This is a genomic window from Lysobacter sp. P5_C4 (genome assembly GCF_054049695.1).
Map to the genome: position 1 here is coordinate 90645 of NZ_JBFULX010000007.1, position 21497 is coordinate 112141.

At 66.8% G+C, this 21497-nt stretch carries 20 protein-coding genes; 10 read left to right on the forward strand and 10 right to left on the reverse strand.

Features of this window, described 5'->3' with window-relative positions; all coding sequences use genetic code 11:
• Positions 1 to 31: 31 nt before the first annotated feature.
• The 5 genes from ACXJJ8_RS15055 to ACXJJ8_RS15075 form a co-directional block, all read right to left on the reverse strand.
• Positions 32 to 565: an EF-hand domain-containing protein gene (locus tag ACXJJ8_RS15055; protein WP_499031706.1), complete on the reverse strand. Its 534-nt coding sequence runs from the start codon at positions 563 to 565 to the stop codon at positions 32 to 34.
• 88 nt (positions 566 to 653) lie between these two features.
• On the reverse strand, positions 654 to 1718 hold the full coding sequence (gene rlmM / locus ACXJJ8_RS15060) for a 23S rRNA (cytidine(2498)-2'-O)-methyltransferase RlmM (RefSeq protein ID WP_499031709.1): 1065 nt from the start codon (positions 1716 to 1718) through the stop codon (positions 654 to 656).
• Between the two features lie 2 nt (positions 1719 to 1720).
• Positions 1721 to 2296: a nucleoside deaminase gene (locus ACXJJ8_RS15065; protein WP_499031711.1), complete on the reverse strand. Its 576-nt coding sequence runs from the start codon at positions 2294 to 2296 to the stop codon at positions 1721 to 1723.
• Positions 2296 to 2616 carry a hypothetical protein gene (locus ACXJJ8_RS15070; RefSeq protein WP_499031713.1) on the reverse strand — a complete coding sequence of 107 codons (321 nt, stop codon included), beginning with the start codon at positions 2614 to 2616 and terminating at the stop codon, positions 2296 to 2298. Before ACXJJ8_RS15070 ends, ACXJJ8_RS15065 begins: the two co-directional genes overlap by 1 nt.
• Positions 2613 to 4367: a glutamine--tRNA ligase/YqeY domain fusion protein gene (locus ACXJJ8_RS15075; RefSeq protein ID WP_499031715.1), complete on the reverse strand. Its 1755-nt coding sequence runs from the start codon at positions 4365 to 4367 to the stop codon at positions 2613 to 2615. The genes ACXJJ8_RS15070 and ACXJJ8_RS15075 overlap by 4 nt, the downstream gene beginning before the upstream one ends.
• 139 nt (positions 4368 to 4506) lie before the next feature.
• On the opposite strand from ACXJJ8_RS15075, the gene ACXJJ8_RS15080 reads away from it, so the two are divergent.
• The 4 genes from ACXJJ8_RS15080 to ACXJJ8_RS15095 all read left to right on the forward strand — a co-directional run bounded on the left by ACXJJ8_RS15080 (position 4507) and on the right by ACXJJ8_RS15095 (position 8543).
• On the forward strand, positions 4507 to 4773 hold the full coding sequence (locus tag ACXJJ8_RS15080; protein WP_499031717.1) for a putative signal transducing protein: 267 nt from the start codon (positions 4507 to 4509) through the stop codon (positions 4771 to 4773).
• 101 nt (positions 4774 to 4874) lie between these two features.
• Positions 4875 to 6947, forward strand: a complete 2073-nt coding sequence (locus ACXJJ8_RS15085; protein WP_499031720.1) for a diguanylate cyclase — start codon at positions 4875 to 4877, stop codon at positions 6945 to 6947.
• A 37-nt stretch (positions 6948 to 6984) separates the two neighbouring features.
• The gene (locus ACXJJ8_RS15090) at positions 6985 to 7641 is read left to right on the forward strand and encodes a glutathione S-transferase family protein (RefSeq protein WP_499031722.1); all 657 of its coding nucleotides are present in this window, start codon (positions 6985 to 6987) and stop codon (positions 7639 to 7641) included.
• Positions 7638 to 8543: a DMT family transporter gene (locus ACXJJ8_RS15095; RefSeq protein ID WP_499031724.1), complete on the forward strand. Its 906-nt coding sequence runs from the start codon at positions 7638 to 7640 to the stop codon at positions 8541 to 8543. Before ACXJJ8_RS15090 ends, ACXJJ8_RS15095 begins: the two co-directional genes overlap by 4 nt.
• A gap of 4 nt (positions 8544 to 8547) precedes the next feature.
• On the opposite strand, the gene ACXJJ8_RS15100 is transcribed toward ACXJJ8_RS15095, so the two are convergent.
• Both ACXJJ8_RS15100 and oxyR read right to left on the reverse strand, forming a co-directional pair.
• Entirely contained in the window at positions 8548 to 9180 is a 633-nt protein-coding gene (locus tag ACXJJ8_RS15100) for a hypothetical protein (RefSeq protein ID WP_499031726.1), read from the reverse strand.
• Positions 9177 to 10139 (reverse strand): DNA-binding transcriptional regulator OxyR, encoded by a 963-nt coding sequence (gene oxyR, locus ACXJJ8_RS15105; RefSeq protein ID WP_499031729.1) that lies wholly within the window; start codon positions 10137 to 10139, stop codon positions 9177 to 9179. The genes ACXJJ8_RS15100 and oxyR overlap by 4 nt, the downstream gene beginning before the upstream one ends.
• A 150-nt stretch (positions 10140 to 10289) precedes the next feature.
• On the opposite strand from oxyR, the gene ACXJJ8_RS15110 reads away from it, so the two are divergent.
• From ACXJJ8_RS15110 to pip, 6 genes are all read left to right on the forward strand, one after another.
• On the forward strand, positions 10290 to 10826 hold the full coding sequence (locus ACXJJ8_RS15110; protein ID WP_499031731.1) for a peroxiredoxin: 537 nt from the start codon (positions 10290 to 10292) through the stop codon (positions 10824 to 10826).
• A gap of 81 nt (positions 10827 to 10907) precedes the next feature.
• Complete coding sequence (ahpD, locus tag ACXJJ8_RS15115; RefSeq protein ID WP_499031733.1) at positions 10908 to 11441, forward strand: alkylhydroperoxidase, AhpD family; 534 nt, start codon at positions 10908 to 10910, stop codon at positions 11439 to 11441.
• 166 nt (positions 11442 to 11607) lie between these two features.
• On the forward strand, positions 11608 to 14685 hold the full coding sequence (locus ACXJJ8_RS15120) for a TonB-dependent receptor (RefSeq protein WP_499031736.1): 3078 nt from the start codon (positions 11608 to 11610) through the stop codon (positions 14683 to 14685).
• Between the two features lie 140 nt (positions 14686 to 14825).
• Entirely contained in the window at positions 14826 to 17519 is a 2694-nt protein-coding gene (locus ACXJJ8_RS15125) for a M1 family metallopeptidase (RefSeq protein ID WP_499031738.1), read from the forward strand.
• Positions 17520 to 17565: 46 nt separating this feature from the next.
• Entirely contained in the window at positions 17566 to 18414 is an 849-nt protein-coding gene (prmC, locus tag ACXJJ8_RS15130; protein WP_499031741.1) for a peptide chain release factor N(5)-glutamine methyltransferase, read from the forward strand.
• A 42-nt stretch (positions 18415 to 18456) separates the two neighbouring features.
• Positions 18457 to 19398 (forward strand): prolyl aminopeptidase, encoded by a 942-nt coding sequence (gene pip, locus ACXJJ8_RS15135; RefSeq protein ID WP_499031828.1) that lies wholly within the window; start codon positions 18457 to 18459, stop codon positions 19396 to 19398.
• Here the strand turns inward: pip and ACXJJ8_RS15140 are convergent.
• From ACXJJ8_RS15140 to ACXJJ8_RS15150, 3 genes are read right to left on the reverse strand one after another with little or no spacing between them, the layout of a single operon-like run.
• Positions 19395 to 19952, reverse strand: a complete 558-nt coding sequence (locus tag ACXJJ8_RS15140; RefSeq protein ID WP_499031743.1) for an NUDIX hydrolase — start codon at positions 19950 to 19952, stop codon at positions 19395 to 19397. The genes pip and ACXJJ8_RS15140 overlap by 4 nt on opposite strands.
• A gap of 9 nt (positions 19953 to 19961) precedes the next feature.
• A complete protein-coding gene (locus tag ACXJJ8_RS15145; RefSeq protein ID WP_499031746.1) occupies positions 19962 to 20888 on the reverse strand; it encodes a 5'-3' exonuclease in 927 nt (308 codons plus the stop codon).
• On the reverse strand, positions 20885 to 21478 hold the full coding sequence (locus ACXJJ8_RS15150) for a nitroreductase family protein (RefSeq protein WP_499031748.1): 594 nt from the start codon (positions 21476 to 21478) through the stop codon (positions 20885 to 20887). Before ACXJJ8_RS15150 ends, ACXJJ8_RS15145 begins: the two co-directional genes overlap by 4 nt.
• Positions 21479 to 21497 lie beyond the last annotated feature (19 nt).

A 21497-nucleotide genomic window follows, 5' to 3' on the forward strand; every position in this document is an offset into this window, starting at 1 on the left:
GGCGTTTTCGTTCCCGGGTCGCAACACGCGATTACTGCAACCAGCCCTTCATTTCTTGCTTGGACAGGCGTCCGTTGTGGTTGCCGTCGACCACGTGGAATTCACGCATCAAATCGTCGTTGCCGCTGGCGCGCACTTCCGAACGGCTGACGTTGCCATCGCCGTTCTTGTCGAGCGCACCGAAGTCGACCTTGTAGTTCGACGAGATCGAATCCGGCGCGTGCGCATGCACGCTGGCCGGCGCACCGGGCGGCGGGGGCGGTGCATCCGGCGCAGGCGGTGCGGGTGCGGGCGGCATCGGCGCGCCCGGCGGCGGCGGCGGCGGCGTCGGYGGTGCAGGCGTGCCGGGCGGCGGCATGGGCGCCGCGGGCGGCATCGGCGGTTGGTCCGTCGGCGGCATCGGGGGCATTGGTGGTGTCGGCGGCGGGGGTGGCGTCGGTGGCATCGGCGGCGTCGGCTGCGTCTGCGGATCCGTCGGCGTCGGCGTCGTGGTGGTCTGCGCGGAGGCCGGCGCGATCGCCAGCGCAGCAAGCAAACCTAGGAACAACGGGGTCTTCCGGGTCATTGCGGGCACTCCCTGCATTGGACCCGGCGACCGTAGGAGCGCCGGGATCAAACGCCCGTCAATTCACACTGCCGCTTGTCGCCGCCGTTCAGCTGCCGCGCGCCATCGCGAAGACCGTGATCTCTTCGCGGTCGTGATAGAGCTGTTTGGCGCGGATGCGCAACGGGCGTTGGCTCTGCTGTTCGAACAAGGCCAGGCATTCGCGCGTTTCGTCCCAGCGCTTCTTCATCGGCAACTTCAGGTTGAACACCGCGTGCTTGCACCAGCCTTCGCGGAACCATTGCGCCATGCGCGCGGCGACGCGCTTGGGCGACTCGACCATGTCGCACACCATCCAGTCCAGCGGCTTGGGCGGTTGCCATTGGAATCCATCGGCGCGCAGGTGTTCGACCAGGCCGCTGTCGAGCACGTGTTGACGCAGCGGCCCGTTGTCGATGGCAGTGACACGCACGCCGTGCCGCGTGAGCACCCACGTCCAGCCACCCGGTGCGGCGCCCAGATCGGCCGCGCGCATGCCCGATTGCAACCAACGCGCGCGTTCGTCGGGTTCGAGCAGGACGAAGAAGGCTTCGTCGAGCTTCGACGCCGAGCGCGACGGCGCGTCCTGCAGCGTCCGCAAACGGGGGATACCCAGCGGCCACGGCGAGGAATCGCGCGGATGTCCGCTCGCAAGCAGCACGTGGTCGCCGGTGAGGAAGCAAACGTGGAGGCTCGGCAGCGCCGCATCGGCCTGCGCCGTCAACAGGCCCGCCTTGCGCAAGGCCGGTCGCAAGGCATTGCCGAAGCTGCGCGCCAGGCCCGCGAGTTGCCGCGCCTCGTCGGCGTCGGGATGTTCGACGATGAGATCGCCGAAGGCCGCGCGTTCGAACAGGGCCGCCACGATGGGCGTGACGCGGTCCTTCGGGTCGAGCCCGCGCAGGTCCGCGAGCAGGCGCAATTTCTGGCGCGCGAAGATGATGTCGCGCAGGGGCAACGCCTGCGCAAGTGCGTGGCCCTGCGTGCTGAAGAACTGCACGAAACCGGTGTTGCGTTCGGCACGGGCCCAGCCGGCATCGCCCGCTTGTGCCGCGCGTTCCCCGAGTTCGGCCGCCAGCTCCGGTTCGAAACCGGGGCGGCAATAGCAGAGCAGGCCGTTGGCGGGTTGCGCTTCCACGCTCAGTAGAGCGCGCCGCCGGCGGCACCGTAGCGGCGCAGCACGTCGCACGCGGCGTCGCGATGCAGGTCGCGGGTGACGGCGATGCCGCGGCGCTCGAGTTCGCCGATCCAGTCTGCCGGCAACGGGCCTTCGTCGAATTCGGTCAGGCGCATGACGTCTTCCGAACGCGCGCCGATCAGCAGGGCATCGATGCCGGCCCAGAAGGTCGCGCCGTAGCACTGGCAGCAGGGTTGCGCGGAGGTCGCGAGCACGATCGGGCCGGCGCCTTCGCCCGGCGCGGATTCCTTGAGGCGGCTGCGCTGCAGGCGTTGCTGCGCGAGCATGTACGCCATGATTTCGGCATGTGCGACCGAACACGCGTGCGGCTCCACGCGATTCACGCCGACGGCGATGATGCGGTCGTCGGGCCCGAAGACCGCGGCACCGAACGGCCCGCCGGTGCGCGCATCGACGTTATGCCCCGACAGTTCGATCGCGAGCGCGACCTTGTCTTCATCGCGCGCATAGGTGCGGGTGGTGTCGACCGCGTCGTGCACCCAGGCCGGCAGCGTGAGGTGGACCTGCGCGTACAGCATCAGCGCACCGAGGAAGCGGGCGCCGGATCGATGACCGGATCGAGCGCGTCGCGCCTGGCGATGCACTTGTCCTGCACGCAGCGGCATTGCGTGCCGACGCATTTGGGTTTCGCATCGCAATCCGCATCGACCTTGCACGACATCTCGACTCTCTGCTGCGGCGGCAACGGGCCACCGGTGCGCGGCATCGACTTGTGCCGCGGCACGGCGGTGGAGGCCGCGGCCGGCGCCTGCTGTTGCGACGGATCCTGCGCCGCGGGTGCCGCGCATGCCGCGAGCGCCATGCACGCGCACATCACGAGCAGGCGCATTGCGTTCATGCCTTCGTGGTCCAGGTATCGCGCAGCGTGACGCTGCGATTGAACACGGGCGCGTCGCTGCGGTGGTCGCGGCGATCGGCGACGAAATAACCGAGGCGTTCGAACTGGTAGTTCTGTTCCGGCGTCGCGAGTGCGGCGGCCGGCTCGACGTAGGCACGCACCACGGTGCGCGATTCGGGATTCAGGTGATCGCGATACGTCTTGCCGTCGGTGTCGTCGTCGGGATCGGGCACGTTGAACAGGCGGTCGTAAAGCCGGACTTCCGCTTCGATGGCGTGCCGTGCGCTGACCCAGTGGATGGTGCCCTTCACCTTGCGGTCGGCGCCGGCCATGCCGGGGCGCGATTCGGGATCGAGCCAGCCGCGCAATTCGACGATGTTGCCGTCGGCATCCTTGATCACTTCATCGACACGCGCGATGCCCGCGCCACGCAGGCGGATTTCACCGCCGGGCACCAGGCGCTTCCAACCTTTCGGCGGGACTTCGGCGAAGTCGTCCCGTTCGATCCACAACGCGCGGGAGAACGGAATCTCGCGTTCGCCCTGCGACGCATCCTTGGGGTGATTCGAAAAACGCAGCGTCTCTTCGTGGCCTTCCGGCAGGTTGGCCAGCACGAACTTCAGCGGCGCGAGCACCGCCATGCGGCGCGGTGCATGCGCGTCGAGGTCTTCGCGCAGCGTGTTCTCGAGCACCGAGAAATCGATCAGCGAGTTCTGCTTCGACAGGCCCAGGCGCGAAACGAACAGCTTCAGCGCCGAAGCGGTGTAACCACGACGGCGGATGCCCTGCAGGCTCGGCATGCGCGGGTCGTCCCAGCTTTCGACCAGCCCGTCCTGCACGAGCGCCATGAGCTTGCGCTTGCTCATGACCGTGTAGTTGAGGTTGAGGCGCGAGAATTCGATCTGCCGCGGTTTGCTTGCTTCGAAGGGCAGGCCCTTGCCGGTCAGCGGCGCGACGAGTTCGGGATGGTGCGCGAGATCGACCTTGTCCACGCACCAGTCGTACAGCGGGCGATGGTCTTCGAACTCGAGCGTGCACAACGAGTGCGTGATGCCTTCGACGGCGTCGCTGAGCGAGTGCGCGTAGTCGTACATCGGGTAGATCGGCCAGGTGTTGCCGGTCTGGTGGTGTTCGGCGTGCTTGATGCGATACAGCGCAGGGTCGCGCAGGTTGATGTTGCCGGCCGACATGTCGATCTTCGCGCGCAGCGTGCGTGCGCCATCGGGGAATTCGCCGGCGCGCATGCGGCGGAACAGGTCGAGGTTCTCTTCGACGCTGCGGTCGCGATACGGGGAATTGCGGCCGGGCTCGGTCAGCGAGCCGCGGTATTCGCGCACCTGTTCGGCGGTGAGATCACACACGAAGGCATCGCCCTGCGCGATCAGTTTTTCGCCGGCCAGGTACAGGACTTCGAAGTAGTCCGAGGCGTGGCGCAGGTCGTGCCATTCGTAGCCCAGCCAGCGCACGTCGTCCTTGATGGCCTCCACGTACACCGGGTCTTCCTTCACCGGGTTGGTGTCGTCCAGGCGCAGGTTGCATGCGCCGCCGAATTCGGCCGCGATGCCGAAGTCGGTCCAGATGGCGCGCGCGTGGCCGATGTGCAGGAACCCGTTGGGCTCCGGCGGGAAGCGGGTCCGGATCGACCCATGGCGGCCGGTGGCAATGTCCTCGCGGACGATCTGCCGGATGAAATCGGTGGGGCGGGGGGCGTCGGCGGCTTCGGCGGCCGGGGGGGCGGGGGCTGTGGACACGATGGGTTCTGGGGGCGGGCCCGGCGAACCAGGCGTAATGTGACGGGCAGCGAGTTTAGCCGACGGCCTGTCCGGGCATCGGTTCGCGTTGTATGGCATGAAAGTTGCGACACAGTTCTCCAACCGGGGGTGACCGCATATGCGGGTCGTGTATGAAGCAGCGCACGTGATCGATGCCCACCTGGTGCGCCACGCACTGGAAGCTGCGGGGCTGCCGGTCTTCGTGCGCGGCGAGGCACTGCTCGGCGGGCTCGGGGAACTCGGGATCTTCGGATTGGTGCAGGTCTGCGTGCCGGAGGCGGCCTGGGCACAGGCGCGGGCGGTGGTCGAAGGGCTCGCCCTGGCGGCGGCCCCCGGCGACGTGCCGGAGGTGCCCCCACTTCCCTTGCCGGGATTGGCCACCTGAACGCGCGGCCGACCATCGGGGGAAGGTCGGCCAGGGCAAACGCCTTCGGCGAAGGGCGGGCGGCCGCGTTCTGCGCGTTCGCCTGGGTGTTGGCGTGGGGCTTGTCGATCTGCGCCACCGATGCCGCCGCGGTCGCCCATCGTCCGGCCGTCACGCGCGTGGTCGAAGGCGACAGCGTGCGCGTACCCCCGTCCGAAACACCGGTCCGCATTCCGCTGCGCCTGGACCGCGAGGACGGGAACATCGACCGGCTGTGGATCCAGCGGACCATGGTCGATGAGGTCTGGCTGGAACGCCGCGCACCGGGGCATCGCACGTGGCGCTCGCCCGTGCAGTCGTTCTTCCGCCCCGAAAATGACGGGCCTTCGTTTCCCACCGGTTTCGTGTTCGAACTTCCGCCGGGCGAGGAAGACGTCGACCTGATGGTGTCCACGCACGCGCCCGTGCGCCTGCGGCCGACCTCGCAGACGGCCACGTCGGTCGCGGAAATGCAACAGCGCGGCAGCGCACTGGCCGGCGCGAATTACGCCAGCCTCGCAGTGCTCGCCTTCATGGCGCTGTCGTTGTTCGCAGCCGTCCGCGATCGCATCTACCTGGCGTTGTTGGCCTTGTCGGCCACGGCCTTCGCCTGGTTCGTCGCGTCCAACGGACATCTGTACGCGTGGCCCGGCGTGCGCTGGTTCGCGCTGTGGGGCGCGCAGGGCGTGTGGGCCTTGCAGTTGTTGCATTGCGCGGCCGCGACGTGGCTCGCGCAGCGGTATGCGGAACTGGAAGTGGCGCAGCGCAGGCTCGATCGCGCCGGCGATCTCCTGCGTTACGTCGCGCTCGGGCTGGCCGCGCTCGCGCTGTTGCGCCTGGAGTTGCTGTCGGTGCCGATGGCCTGGGCCGCCGCCCTGATTGGTGGCGCCACCCTGGCCTTCATCGTGTCCACCGCTGTCGTCGCCGTGCGGCGCCGCATCTGGAACAGTCTGTCGGTCCTCACGGTCGTGCTGGTCGTGGCCGGCGCCTTCGCGTTGCGCGCTTTCATGCCCTTCGGCGTCCACGGCTTCTGGGTGCGCTACGGACCGCAGCTCGCGCTGACGGTATGCGTGCTGTTGGTGGCGGTCGGCATGATCGGGCGGATCGCGCACGTACGCGACGAACGCGATCGCGAGCGCCTCGCGCGCGGCGACAGCGAACGCCGCCTGGAACGCGAGGCCGCGCGCGTCGACCTCGTGCAGCAACTGCAGCGCCGCCTCCGCGAGTTGCCCGCGGGCGACCTGGAATGGGCGGCGTTCCGCAGCGTGTTCGAACGCCTTCTGCCCCTGCTGCGATTGGAATCGGCGGCGCTCGTCGCTTACGGCTTCCACGGCTTCGACCTGTTGCTCGCCGAGCCGATTTCCAGCAAACCGCATTACACCGACCTGCTCGCCACGCGCATGGGCATGATGAAGGGCCTGGCGCGCACGCAGGCGCCGGTGCAGTTGCAGCTCGGAAATGGCGATGCGCTGCACCTGCTGCACGGTGTCGTGCCGCTGCCGATCCGCACGCCGTCGTGGGGCGTGTTGCTGCTGCAGCGTAGCGACGGATCGAGCTTCACCGACGAGGAGCTCGCGCTCGCGAGCGACTTCGGCCGCCTGGCCGTGCAACACGCCGACGAAGCGGCGGCGGCGTTGAGCATGCGCCGTTCGGCCGAGCTCGACGCGCTGACCGGGACGTTCAATCGCCGCACGATCGACCTGTGGCTGTCGCGCTCCTTCTCCGAAGCGCATCGCGAAGACCAGTTGCTGTCGGTGTTGTTCGTCGACATCGACCACTTCAAGTCGATCAACGACTCGCACGGCCATGCGGCGGGCGACGCGGTGTTGCGCCAGGTCTCCGACGTGTTGCGCAAGGAACTGCAACCGACCGACCTGCTCGGCCGCTACGGCGGCGAGGAATTCGTCATCGTGTTGCCGGGGCGCAACGGCGACGACGCGCGCCAACTGGGCGAACGCATCCGGTCGGCGATCGAGCTGGTGCGCCTGGAATACGACGGCAAGCCGATCCGCATCACCGTCAGCGTCGGCGTGGCCACGCGCCTGCCGCGCGAAAACGAACCGGCGGCGGCCGTCGCGCGCGCCGACCAGGCGCTGTATGCGGCCAAGCGCGGTGGACGCAACCGCGTGAGCGTGGCGCCGGCCGTCTTCACCTAGCTACGATAGGCGCCTTCCCGCGTCACGGCCCCTTCGAATGCTCACGCTTGTCATCGGCAACAAGAACTACTCCTCGTGGTCGCTTCGTCCCTTCCTGTTGCTGCGCACCTTCGGCGTGGCGTTCGATGAAGTGCGGATCCTGCTCGACACGCCGCACTTCCAGCAGGACGTCGCCAAATGGGCCCCCAACCGCCGCGTGCCGGCGTTGCACGACGACGGCCTGGTGATCTGGGATTCGCTGGCGATCTGCGAATACGTCAACGAGCGCTACCTCGACGGCAAGGGCTGGCCGCGCGACGTGGCGGCGCGTGCGCAGGCGCGTTCGGCGGCTGCCGAAATGCACTCGGGGTTCACGGCGTTGCGCAAGCAATGCCCGATGAACATGCGGCGCACGCCGGACAACTATCGCTGGAACGAAGAAGCCGAGCGCGAAATCCAGCGCATCCAGGCGTTGTGGCGCGAGTTGAAGCAGGCGCACGGGCAGGGTGGTCCGTTCCTGTGCGGCGGGTTTTCGATCGTCGATGCGATGTATGCGCCGGTCGTTTCGCGTTTCCTGTCCTATGGCGTCGCGATGGACGAGACCGCGCGCGCCTTCAGCGATGCGATCCAGTCGTTGCCCGCGTGGCAGGAATGGCGCGAGGCCGGTTTGGCCGAAGTCGAATATCTCGAAGACACCGAAAAGTTCCGCGCATGACCGTTGCCGCACCGCGCGGCGCGCTCGCGACGATGCTGCTCGGCGCGGTACTGATCAGCACCTCGGCGGTGTTCGTGCGGTGGGTGGAAATGGGGCCGACGGCCTCGGCGTTCTGGCGCATGGCGCTCGCGGCGGGGATGTTGTTGCCGCTGCTCGCGATCGCCGTGCGACGCGATGGTTCGGCGTTCGCGCCGACGCCGCGGGTACTCGGCCTGGTCGCCATCGCGGCCGTGTTTTTCGCGCTGGATTTGTGGATGTGGCACCGGAGCATCCTGTACGTCGGCGTCGGCATGGCGACGTTGCTCGGCAACTTCCAGGTCTTCGCGCTCGCCACGTATGGCGCACTGGTGCTCGGCGAACACGGCGGCTGGCGGCTGTGGGCCGGCTTGTCGCTCGCGATCGCGGGCCTGGCGCTGATGCTGGTGCCCGGATGGGCGGGGTTCGACGCACGCTTCCACCTCGGCGTGGGGTTTGGCCTGGGGACGGCGGCGGCCTATGCGGGATTCCTGATCGCATTCCGCAAGGCGCAGGGCACGCGTGGCGCGGCCTCGAACGAATCCCTGCTGTGGTGGATGTGCCTGTGCACGGCGTTGTTGTTGCTGCCGATGACGCTCGCCGGTGGCGAGGCTCTGTTGCCGCGCAAGGCTGGCGATTGGGGTTCGTTGTTCGCCTACGCATTCATCGCGCAGGTGTGCGGCTGGCTGGTGATCGGCAAGGCGATGCCGAAACTGTCGGCCGGCGTGCTGGGCCTGTGCCTGTTGTTGCAGCCGCTGATGGCCTACGTGTGGGATGCGGCGCTGTTCGGCACGCGACTGGATGCGTTGGGCCTGGCGGGGCTCGGTTTGTCGCTGGCGGGCATCTTCCTCGGCCTGACGCGCGGCACGCGCGCTGCACCGGCGTGATCGGTCACTCCCGCGCGATCGAACACACGTAGACGACTTCGCACGCGCCGTTGCCGCTGTCTTCGCGCGTCATCGAACTGCGCCAATGCCATCCGTCGGGCGCGTCGGCCTGGACGAGCCAGCCATCGATGCGGACGTTGTCGCCTGCGCGCACCTGCGACAAGGCGCGCGCGGCATTCGCGTTGGCCGGGATCATGTGCATGTTCGCGCTGGAACGGATGATTTCGCGCGTGGGAATCGGCGGCGCGCCCTGCCACCGATAGTGGTACCACCGATTCGATTGGTCGATGGACAAGTGCGACAACACCGCGTCTTCGCGCATGCGGCCCCAACCGAGTGCGAGATCGGTGGGGGAGAGATCGGCTTCGCGGCCGAGCGCGTAGTCCTCGCGCGAAAGCACGCGTGCATCGATGCTGAAACCTGCGAGCGGCTGCAACTTCGCCGGCTGCAGGCGGATGTCGCCGAAACCGTCCGGCACCGGGCTCTGCAACGGCGCCTCACCGTCGAGCACGCGCGGTGGTGCCGGGCAGGTGATGGAGGCGCCGGCCGCTGCCGCAGGCGCCGCGGGCGTGCGATGCCACCACCACCAGGCGATGGCGACCACGAGGACCACCACCGTCCACTTGCGCAGGCTCATGCGCGCTTGCCTTTCGCAGCGGCCGAGCGCTTGGCCGGCGGTGGCGCGAGATTCGACGTCGGCGTGAACAATTCGGGCGGCAGCGTGCGGAAGATCTCGGCCAGGCGTTCGAGGAATGCACCCATGGCCGAACTCTTGCGCCACACCATCGCGATGCGCCGGCTCGGTTGCGTGTCGCGGAAGGGAATCAGGTGGATGTCGTTGGAACGCGCGACGGGCGGCTTCACCGCCAGCGTGGGCAGCAGCGTGACGCCGACATTCGCGGCGACCATCTGCCGCAGCGTTTCCAGGCTCGTCGCCTGGAAGTCGCGCATTTCGCCCGCGCCGGCGAGTTGGCAAACGTCGAGCGCCTGGTCGCGCAGGCAATGGCCATCTTCGAGCAGCAACAGGCGTTCGTCGGCGAGATCGGCCAGCGCCAGGTCGCGGCGTTTGGCGAGCGGATGCGTTTCGGGCACGGCGAGCAGGAAGGGCTCCTCGAACAGGAATTGCACGTGCAACTGGTCATCGTGCACCGGCAATGCGAGCAGGCCGGCATCGAGCCTGCCGTCGCGCAGGCGCGAGAGGATGACGTCGCTCTTTTCTTCGACCAGCAGCAATTCGAGTTTGGGGAACCGCGCGCGGATGCGCGGCACGACATGCGGCAGCAAGTAAGGCCCGAGCGTCGGAAACAAGCCCAGCCGCACGGTGCCCGCTTCGGGGTCGCGGCTGCGGCGCGCGGCTTCGCGCATCTGTTCGACCTCGGCGACGATGCGGCGCGCGCGATCGGCGATATCGCGCCCCGCAGGCGTGAGCATCACCTTGCGCGGCGCACGCTCGACCAGCGAGACGCCCAGTTCCTCCTCCAGCTTGCGGATCTGCGTGGACAGCGTGGGTTGGCTGACGAAGCTGGCTTCGGCCGCGCGGCCGAAGTGCTTGTGGTCGGCAAGGGCCACCAGGTAGCGCAGATCGCGGAGGTTCATTGGCGATAGCCTATACCTATCGACCGCATCCAAACAATTGACTTGCCGAATGGGYCGACGAGCGGCAGACTGCCTGTTCTTCGCCGGGGTCCACATCCGGCGGCTCCCAACGACTGCCTTTTCCCCCTGCCCCACCAGGAGCACCACTGCATGCTGACCGTCGGCGACAAGTTCCCCCAGTTCAACCTCAAGGCCACTGTTTCCAACGACCTGAACAACGCGTTCGTGGACATCACCAACGACACGTACAAGGGCAAGTGGCTGGTCGTGTTCTTCTACCCGAAGGACTTCACCTTCGTGTGCCCGACCGAGATCACCGGCTTCGCCAAGCTCGACCAGGCGTTCAAGGACCGTGACGCGCAGCTGCTGACCGGTTCGACCGACAGCGAGTTCGTGCACCACGCCTGGCGCACGCACCACAAGGACCTCAACAGCCTGCCGTTCCCGATGCTGGCCGACATCAAGCGCGAGCTCACCTCGTCGCTGGGCATCCTGGGGTCCGACGGCGTGGCGCAGCGCGCGACGTTCATCGTCGACCCGAACGGCGAGATCCAGTTCGTGTACGTGACCGCCGGTTCGGTCGGCCGCAACCCGGAAGAAGTGCTGCGCGTGCTCGACGCGCTGCAGACCGACGAACTCTGCCCGTGCAACTGGAAGCAGGGCGAAGAGACGCTGAAGGTCGCTTGATTTAGGTACCGCCTCCCCCTCGATGCGGATCCAACGTGGCCGGGCGACCCCCGGCCACGGTTTTTTCAGGAGCACGAAACCATGAATTTGCAGGACTTGCGCAACACGATCCCCGATTACGCCAAGGATCTGAAACTCAACCTCGATTCGGTACTGAGCGAAACCGGCGCCGCCGGCCTTGACGCCAAGCGCATCCGCGTGATCGCGCTCGCCTGCGCGATCGCCGCGCGCCACCGCCCGCTGGTCGATGCCATCGAGGCCTTCGCCGCCGAGCAGCTCTCGCCCGAAGAATTGAACGGCGCACGCTCGGCCGCGGCGATCATGGCGATGAACAACATCTACTACCGCGCCACGCACCTGATCCACAACGACGAATACGGCACGATGCGCGCGGGCCTGCGCATGAACGTCATGGCGAATCCGGGCGTGGACAAGATGACCTTCGAACTCGCCTCGCTCGCCGTGTCGGCCATCAACGGCTGCGGCGCGTGCCTGGATTCGCATGAACGCACGCTGCGCATGCACGACATCGACGCGCAGGGCGTGCAGAGCGCGCTGAAGATTGCGGCGGTGGTGCATGCGGTGGCGGTGACGTTGGAGCAGTCCGAGGCCTGATCCACAGGATCGCGCTCATCCGAAATTTCTCCTTGATCCGTTGAAGTCTCGGCGCAACGTCGAGGCGTTCGCCGCTGCCTGCAAATCATTTCGAAACGTAACGTCCGGTGACCGTTAAGAGGGCCTTAACCCTCGCGGTTTCATCTACGACCGGAGTACGCAAGGAATGAACCAACGTCATCCCGCTTCCCGCCGCGCCGTGTCGCGCCAGCTCCAGCGCACGGCGCTCGCCGCTGCCTTCGGCCTCTGCTTCGCGACGGGTCTCCACGCACAGAGTTCGGTGGGGTCGATCTTCGGCGACACCAGCGCAAACGCGCCCGTTCAAATCCAGAACATCGACACCGGCACGAGCCGCGAAATCACGGCCGACGCGCAGGGCCGCTTCACCTTCCCGCAGTTGGCCCCGGGCCGTTATCGCGTCATGTCCGGCGGCACGACCAAGGATGTGCAGGTCAAGGTCGGCACGGGCAGTGAAGTGGACTTCACGCGCGCGGCCAACGAACTGGCGACCGTCGTCGTGCAGGGCGCCGGCACGTTCAATCCCGTGGACGTCTCGTCGGTGGAGTCCACGACGGTCTTCACCGCCGAGCAGCTCGAGCAACTGCCCATCTCGCGCAACGTGACCAGCGTGGCGTTGCTGGCGCCCGGCACCGTGCGCGGCGACACGGGCCTGGGCAACGGAAACCTGGCGTCCTTCGGTGGTGCGTCGGTTGCCGAGAACGGGTATTACATCAACGGGTTCGACGTCACCAACATCCGCAACTTCCTGTCGTTCGCCGAATTGCCGTTCGACGCGATCGCCGAACAGCAGGTCAAGACAGGCGGCTACGGCGCCGAGTACGGTCGTTCCCTCGGTGGCGTGATCGGCTTGGTCACCAAGCGCGGCACGAACGAATGGAAAAGCGGGGCAAGCATGTACTGGCGCCCGGGGTCCCTCGCCGAGAACGGGACCGACGTGGTGACTCGTGATCCGGCACGCATCGCGAAAAACGATCCGCTGTACGTCTATCGTTCCGACAACACGTCCGATCGCCTGAGCTACAACGTCTGGGGCGGGGGCGCGCTGATCAAGGACAAGCTGTTCATGTTCGGCCTGGTGGAAGGCCAGGACGACACCGATGACATCTACGCGAGGGACATCAGCGAACATCGCGAAAACAACTCGCCCAGTGCGTTGCTCAAACTCGACTGGAACATCACCGACAGCCACATCGTCGAATTCACCGGCATCTACAACAAGTCCGAGCAGGAGACGCGCCACTACGCCAATCCCACCGGCGTGCTCAACTCGGGCCAGCACGGCACCTTCCTCAATACCTCCACGCTGGAAAACGGCGGCGAGGTCTACATCGCGAAATACACCGGCTATCTCACCGATTCGTTCACCGTTTCCGCGCAGTACGGTTACCTCAACAACGTCAACAACTTCCAGTCGGAGTTGCCGGGCGCCGACTGTCCGGCGATCTACGACAGCCGCGCACCCGGACTTCCGCTCAAGAAGGTAGGTTGCTGGACGGAAGCGCAGTTCACGGTTCGCGATGCCGCCTTCGGTGGCCAGCCTGACGAGGACACGCGCAATGCCTGGCGCCTCGACGCAGAATGGCAGGTGGGCGACCATCGCCTGCGCTTCGGCGTGGACCACGAAAAGTTCGAGTCGACCCACGCCGGCACCACGTACAGCGGTGGCAACTACTACCGCTATTTCCGCGCGTCCGACATTTTCGGCGCCGGGGCGGCGGGCGACGTCGTCCGCCACCGTACGACGTATTCGGAAAGCGGCGCGTACAACGTCGTCAACAACGCGGCGTACGTGGAAGACAACTGGCAGGTCAACGACAAGTGGATGGTGTACGCCGGCCTGCGCGCGGAAACGTTCGAGAACAACAATGCGCAGGGGCAGACGTTCATCGAATCGGACACGCTGTTTGCCCCGCGCCTGGGCTTTTCCTGGGACGCATTCGGCGATTCGAGCTTCAAGGTGTTCGGCAACGCGGGCCGGTATTACATCCCGGTGGCGAGCAACACCAACATCCGCGCCTCGGCGACCGAGTACTCGACCGAAACCTGGTACGCGCTCGACGGCGTGAACGCCGATGGCACGCCGATCTTCGGTGCCGTCGTCGACCCCACTGCCGCCAACGGCTCGCTGTTGCCACCCGATCCGCGCACCGTGGCCGCGACGAACCTGGATCCGATGTACCAGGACGAATACATCCTCGGCTTCCAGAAGCAGCTCACGCCGAACTGGATGTTGGGCATGCGCGCAATCCACCGCGACGTGAAGGCGGGCATGGACGACATCTGCTCGAAAAACGGCTTCAACCAATGGGCGGCGGATAACGGCTTCAACCCGACCTTCGCAGCGGACGAATTGGGCATCGACATGCCGAACTGCTTCATCGCCAATCCGGGCAAGGACGTCACGATTGCCCTGGATCCGACGAACTCGGGCGCGCTCCAGCTCTACACCGTGCCAGCGCATTACCTCGGCCTGCCGGAATACCAGCGGACCTACAGCGCGGTCGAATTCTTCTGGGAGCGTTCGAAGGCCGATAACTGGTACATGCAGGGCTCCTACACGTTCGCGAAGAGCCGCGGCAACGCCGAGGGTTACGTCAATTCCACGCTCGAGCAGGAAGACGCAGGCCTGACGCAGGACTTCGACTTCGCGGCCTTCGAGCAGGGTGCCTACGGCTACTTGCCCAACGATCGCCGGCACTCGCTGAAGTTGTTCGGTTCCTACGACCTGAGCGACGAATGGGTGGTGAGTGCGAACCTGCTGATCCAATCGGGCCGCCCGGTGAGCTGTTACGGGTTCATCCCGACCGAGGCCCTCAATGTCGGCGCGCCCGACGAGGACACGCTCGGTCTGTACAGTGCGTCGAGTTTCTATTGCCCCGACGCGAACGGCCAGTTCGCGGTCGCCGACGCGGGCCCCGACGGCGTCGTCGGCACGGCGGACGATTTCGAACGTCGCTATCGCCTCGGCAATCGCGGTGACCAGGGGCGCACGCCGTGGACGCAGACGCTGGACCTGGGGGTGTCGTACACGCCGACCTGGGCACAGCAGAAGCTAACGTTGCAGATGACCGTGCTGAACGTGCTGAATGCGCAGACGGCGACGGAGTGGAATGAAACATCGCAGGCCACGCGCCTGGATGCTTCGACGCGCCCGGACTACCTCAACGATGTGAACTACCAGACGCCGCGTTCGGTGGAGTTCGTGGCCCGTTACCGCTTCTGACGATGTCGGAGGACGGCCGCGTCTGCGGCCGTCCTCCATTCGCCGGCGAGACGTGACCCCCGCTCACTAGGACTTTCGTCATGGGCCCTTGCGGTCCCCCCGACGTACTCTCGGCGGCTTCGCCCCTGGAGCCACCCTCGATGCCCTTGCTTCGCCGCAGTCTCCTCGCCACCGCGCTGGTCGCCTCGCTCGGCATCGCGCATGCCGCCGACAACAGCGGCGTGCCCCAAGGTCCGCTCCCGCGCACCGTCGTGCCCTCGCTGGTCTCGCTCGAACTCAAGCTCGACCCGAAGCAGGCCAACTTCACCGGCACCACGCGCATCGAAGCGCAGGTGTCCGAGGCCACCGATGCGTTCTGGATGCACGGCCGCGACCTGAAGATTTCGAAGGCCGAGGCGATCGTCGGCAAGCAGCGCATCGCGCTGACCGCGACGCCCGCCGATGTTTCCGGCGTGCTGAAGATGCAGGCCGCGCAAAAGATCCCGGCCGGCAAGGTCGTCATCGAAATCGCGTACGAGGCACCGTTCGGCGAATTGCAGGGCGCCTATCGCGTCAAGCCCGATGGCAACGATTACGTCGTGACGCAGATGGAACCCATCGGCGCGCGCAATACGTTCCCGTCGTTCGACGAACCCTCGTTCAAGCAGCCCTGGGACATCACGCTGATCGTTCCGGAAAACGACGCCGCGATCGCCAACAGCGCGGAAGCGAAGACCGAAAAGCTGCCGGGTGGTTGGAAGAAGGTCACCTTCAATCGCACGGAGGCATTGCCGAGCTATCTGATTTCGTTCGCCGTCGGCCCGTGGGATGTGCCGGCCGGCCCGGACATCGGCCCGAATGGCGAGCGCACCACGCCGATCAAGTTGCGTGGCGTCGCGGCGAAGGGGCAGGGCGGTCGCATGCAGTATTCGCTGGCGAACACGCCGGTGATCGTGCAGGCGCTCGAAACCTATTTCGGCACGCCGTATCCGTTCGACAAGCTCGACAACGTCGCGGCGCCCGACTTCTGGGCCGGCGCGATGGAGAACGCGGGCATGATCGTGTACCGCGACAGCCTGATGTTCCCCGACGAGAAGTCCTCGGTGTCGCAGCGCCAGTCGTTCTGGGGCGTTAGCGCCCACGAACTTGCGCACCAGTGGTTCGGCGACCTCGTGACCATGCGCTGGTGGGACGACCTGTGGCTCAACGAAGCCTTCGCCACCTGGATGGGCAACAAGATCCACGGCCAGTTGCGCCCCGAGGCGCACACCGACCGCGGCCTGCTCGAAGGCGCGATCGGTGCGATGGGCGCCGACAGCCTGTCCAGCACGCGCCGCATCCACGAGCCGATCCACGACTTCACGCAGATCCAGTCGGCCTTCGACGGCATCACCTACCAGAAGGGCGGCGCGGTGCTCGGCATGTTCGAGCGCTACATCGGCGAGGACCAGTTCCGCACCGGCATCCGCAACTACCTGCACGAGCACGCGCGCGGTAACGCGACGAGCGCCGACCTGATCGCAGCCGTTGCGAAGCAGAGCGACGATCCGGCCGCCGTCGATGCGGCGTTCAAGAGCTTCATCGACCAGCCGGGCGTGCCCTTCGTGAAGGTCGCCGTCGAATGCGGCGCGGGCAAGCCGGCGCTGGTCGTGACGCAGCAGCGTTACCTGCCGCTCGGTTCGTCGGCCAGCGCGAATGCGACGTGGGGCATCCCGCTGAGTGTGCGCTATGCGGACAACGGCACGATCCGCGAACAGAAGGGCATCGTCACGGGCCAGTCGGCGCGCGTCGAACTCAAGGACGCGACGTCGTGCCCGCAGTGGGTCATGCCGAACGCGCACGGCGCGGGCTATTACCGTTTCGCGCTGGAGCCGAAGTACCAGAAGTCCTTGTCGGATGCCTTCGCCAGGCTCGACGAGCGCGAACAGCGCGTCTACGCCGACTCGGTGACGTCCGCTTATGGCGCAGGCCAACTCTCGCCGAAGGAACTGCTCGCCGCGTTGCCGCAGTTCACCACCGCGCAGGTGCGCCAGACGGTCACCGCCGGCATGGGCGCGATCGGCTGGATGGACGAGCAACTGCTCACCAGTGAAGCCGAGCGCACCGCGTTCCGCGCGAAGGCTGCCGAGATCTATCGCCCGCGCCTGGCGGGGCTCGGCCTGTCGCCGAAGGACGGCGAGTCGGACGACGATCGTTTGCTGCGTGCTTCGCTCGTGAACTTCTTCGCCGATACCCTGAAGGACCCGCAGGTCCGTGCGGAAATGGGCAAGCAGGGCCGCGCGGTCCTCGGCCTGGGGAGTGATGGCCAGTTGCACGCCGATGCGGTGCCGAAGGATTTGCGCGCGGTCGCGCTGGAAGTCGCGGTCCAGGAAGGCGGCAGTGCAGCGTTCGATGCCGCTGAAAAGCATTTCCGCGCCAGCCAGGATCCGACGATCCGTTCGCAGATGCTCTCGGCCATGGGCTCGACGCAGGACGCCAGGCTGACCGAACGCGCGCGGGCCCTGGTCTTCGAGAAGGGCCTGCTCCGCCGCAACGAGATCTTCCCGATTGTCGGCGGCCAGACGGGCGACGAGAAGACGCGTCCGGCGCTGCGCCAGTGGGTGGATTCGCACTTCAGCGAACTCGAGGCGCGCCTGGCGCCGGCCGGTGCGGCGCTGGTCGGCCTGTATTCGGCGGGCATGTGCAGCGAGCCGGAGGCGGCGGATGTCGAGTCGCGCTTCGCCGATCGCATGAAGTCGATCGAAGGCGGCCCGCTGGAGCTCAAGCAGACCGTCGAAGCGATCCGCCTGTGCTCGGCGCAGAAGACGGCCCGCAAGGGCATGCCGCTGGCCTTCGAGGTTCCGAAGAAGAAGTAACGCAGGCACGCGCGGCCCGGGGCGCATCGCGGTTAGGATGCGCCCCATGGCCGAGACTTCCCCCGTTCGCGTCGACGACCTGCTGAAGGACGCACGCGCGAAGGTCGAACACGCCGACGCCGAATGGCTCCTCGCCTTCGTGCTCGGCAAATCGCGAAGCTGGTTGTACGCACGCGGCGACGATCCCGTCGCCGACGATGCCGCGCAACGCTATGCCGCGCTGCTCGCGCGCCGTATCGCCGGCGAGCCGCTCGCCTATCTCACCGGTCGCAAGGGCTTCTGGCGTTTCGAACTCCAGGTCACGCCCGACACGCTCGTGCCGCGCCCGGAAACCGAACTGCTGGTCGAACTCGCGCTCGCGCATCTCTCGCGCGAAGCCCCCATCCGCGTCGCCGATCTCGGCACGGGCAGCGGCGCGATCGCGCTCGCGATCGCCTATGAACGGCCGCGCGCTGAAATCATCGCCGTCGACGACAGTGCAGCCGCGCTCGAAGTCGCGCAGTCGAACGCACGCGCACTGCGCCTGACCAATGTCGAGTTCCGCAACGGTCATTGGTGCGAACCGCTGGGCGAAGGTTTGTTCGACGCCATCGCGAGCAACCCGCCCTACATCGCGCTCGGCGACCTGCACCTGGATGCGCTGCGTTACGAACCGGCATCGGCCTTGTCCTCGGGACACGACGGGCTCGATGCGATCCGCGACATCGTGCGCACCGCGCCCGCGCACCTCAAACCCGGCGGCGCGTTGCTCATCGAACACGGACGCGACCAGGGCGCGGCGGTACGCGCGTTGTTCACGCAAGCCGGTTTCATCGACATCGACACGGGCCTGGACATGGAACGCCGTGAACGCGTGACCTCGGGCGTCAAACCGGGTGGACCGTCGCTGGGCTAGACTGCCCGGCGTCCATTGGCATCACGGCGGAGGCCGATCATGTTGCGCGAACTCTATCCCGACCTCCAGCCGTACGACACCGGCACGCTGAAGCTCGACGCGCGCCACACGATGTACTACGAGCAGTGCGGCAACCCCGATGGCAAGCCCGTCGTGATGCTGCACGGTGGCCCGGGCGGCGGTTGCAGCGACAAGATGCGTCGCTTCCACGATCCGAAGAAGTATCGAATCATCCTGTACGACCAGCGGGGCAGCGGGCGTTCGACGCCGCATGCGGACCTCGTCGACAACACCACGTGGCACCTGGTCGCCGACATCGAAACGCTGCGCGAAAAGTTGCGCATTGACCGCTGGCAGGTCTTCGGTGGTTCGTGGGGTTCGACGCTCGCGCTTGCGTACGCGGAGAAGCATCCCGAGCGCGTGACCGAGTTGGTGCTGCGCGGCATCTTCATGCTGCGCCGCTGGGAACTGGAGTGGTTCTACCAGGACGGTGCGTCGCGCCTGTTCCCCGATGTGTGGGAACACTACCTCGCCGCGATTCCCCCGGTGGAACGCCATGACATGATGAGCGCGTATCACCGTCGACTGACGAGCGACGACGAAGCGACGCGGCTGGCCGCGGCGCGCGCGTGGAGCGTGTGGGAAGGCGCGACGAGTTTCCTGCGCATGGACCCGGACTTCATCAGCGGCCACGACGAGGCGGAATTCGCGCTCGCCTTCGCACGCATCGAGAACCATTACTTCGTCAACGGCGGCTTCTTCGAGGAAGAGGACCAGTTGTTGCGCGACGTGCACCGCATCGGCTCGATCCCCGGCGTGATCGTGCACGGCCGTTACGACGTGGTGTGCCCGATCAAGAGTGCGTGGGAACTCAAGCGCGCATGGCCGGGCGCGGAGTTGGTGATCACGCCGACCTCGGGCCATTCGGCGTTCGAACCCGAAAATACCGATGCGTTGGTGCGCGCGACGGACAAGTTCGCTTAAGGCTGGTGCGGTGAACCATCCGGATTGCGTTCCAGCATCCAGAGCCCGGCCCACAACTTCAGGTCGAGCTCGAAGCCTTCGCGCGATTTCTGCATGAGCCAGGCCGCGGCATTCGCCCGCGGCACGGCGTGCACGATGATGTCTTCGCCATCGACGCCACCGCCCTCGCCCGTGCGTACCAGGCCTTCTGCGCGCACGAACGCGATGCGCTCGTTGCTCATGCCAGCCGACGTCGGACCGACCAGCAACACCTCCACGTGTGAAGGACGCCAACCGGTTTCTTCCTCGAGTTCGCGCGTCGCGGCCAGTTCGAGGGTGTCGTCGCCGGACTGATCGCCCACCAGGCCCGCCGGCATTTCGATCGTCTTGGAACCGAGCGGCACGCGATATTGCTCGACGAACAACACCTCGTCGTGCGGCGTGGCCGCGACGATGATCACCGCCATGCCGTCGCCGTGGGTGCGCTCGCACGATTCCCAATGGCCGCGTTTCACCAGGCGGAGCCACTGGCCTTCGCAGAGGGTGGTCTTTTCTTCGTTCGTCGGGCGGTCCATGCCCCGATGCTATCCCGCGACGGTGACCGTCGTCTTTACGCCGGAGGCTTCCTGCAGGCGGCGACGGGTCAGCGGGCCGAAGCGCAGCGATTCGCACAGCCCGATCAATGCCGCGCCATCGGCCTGGCCACGATGGAAGACCTCGTGCGACAGCGGCGCATCGAGCGCGATGGTCGTCAGTTGGCGCCAGAGCAGTGCCTGTTCCTTGTTCGCGCGCAATTTCACGGCGACTTGCGCCGCGCCGCGGATCCGCAGGAAGGGCACTTCGTCCAGGCGCGCGAGCAACGCATCGAGGCTGCCGAAATGCGCGAGCAGGATGGCCGCCGTCTTCGGGCCCACGCCGGGCACGCCGGGAATGTTGTCGACCGAATCGCCGGTGAGCGCGAGATAGTCCGCGATCTGGTGCGCTTCGACACCGTGCCGGTCCTTCACGCCCGCCATGGTCCAGCGCACGTTCTTTGCATAGTCCCATTGCTCGTCCATGCCGGCGAGCAACTGCGAGAGGTCCTTGTCGGCCGAGACGATCACCGCGCGATGCCCGCCTGCGCGTCCGCGATGGACCGCGGTGCCGATCAGGTCGTCCGCCTCGTAATCGGCGTGCGCGAGCACCGCCAGGCCAAGGGCGCTGCACAACGCCTTGCAATGCGCGAACTGGCGGCGGAGTTCTTCCGGCGCGGATTCGCGGTTGGCCTTGTAGGCCGGGTAGAGCGCGTTGCGGAAGCAACTGTCGAGTGCTTCGTCGAAGGCGATCGCGATGTGGTGCGGGCGCTCGCGTTCGAGCAGCTCAAGGAGGAAGCGCGCAAAACCGTGCACGGCGTTGGTCGGCCAGCCCTCGGTGTCGTGGAATTCGTTCGGCATCGAGTGCCAGGCGCGGAACACGTACATGCTCGCGTCGACGAGGTAGAGCGGTGGCTGCATGGCGGCCGGTGCGTTCATGCGGGGCTCCAGTCGGTGAGCAGTGCTTGCGGATCGGGGCGATCGCGCTCCGGGGCGTCGAGCTTCGGCGTTCCGATGTGGATGAAGCCAGCGACGTGTTCATCTTCGGCAAGGCCGAACACCCGCGCCATGGCTGGATCGTAAGCCGGCCAACCCGTCAGCCATTGCGCGCCGAAGCCCGTCGCCTGCGCCGCCTGCAGCAACGCGAAGCACACGCAGGCCGCGGTGCTGAAGCGTTCGGAGGCGGGGATCTTTTCGTCGGGGCCTTGCTTGGCGACGACGATCAACACGACGGGCGCATGCGCGAATCGGTTGCGATCCTTTTCGATGGCGCCGTCCCCGGCCTGTGGATCGCGCTCGAGCGTGCGCGCGGCGAGGCGTTCGCCCAGCGCATGGCGCGCATCCCCGGCGACGCGAATGAAGCGGAAGGGAACGCGCTTGCCGTGGTCGGGCACGCGCACCGCGGCGCCCAGGATCCGCGCAAACGTGTCTGCGTCAGGGCCTGGTTCCCCCAATTGCTTGGCCGGGACCGACCGCCGTGCGTTCAGGAAATGCAGTTCGTCGGACGGATTGGGGTCAACTGGGGACATGGGTCACAGAACCGGAATT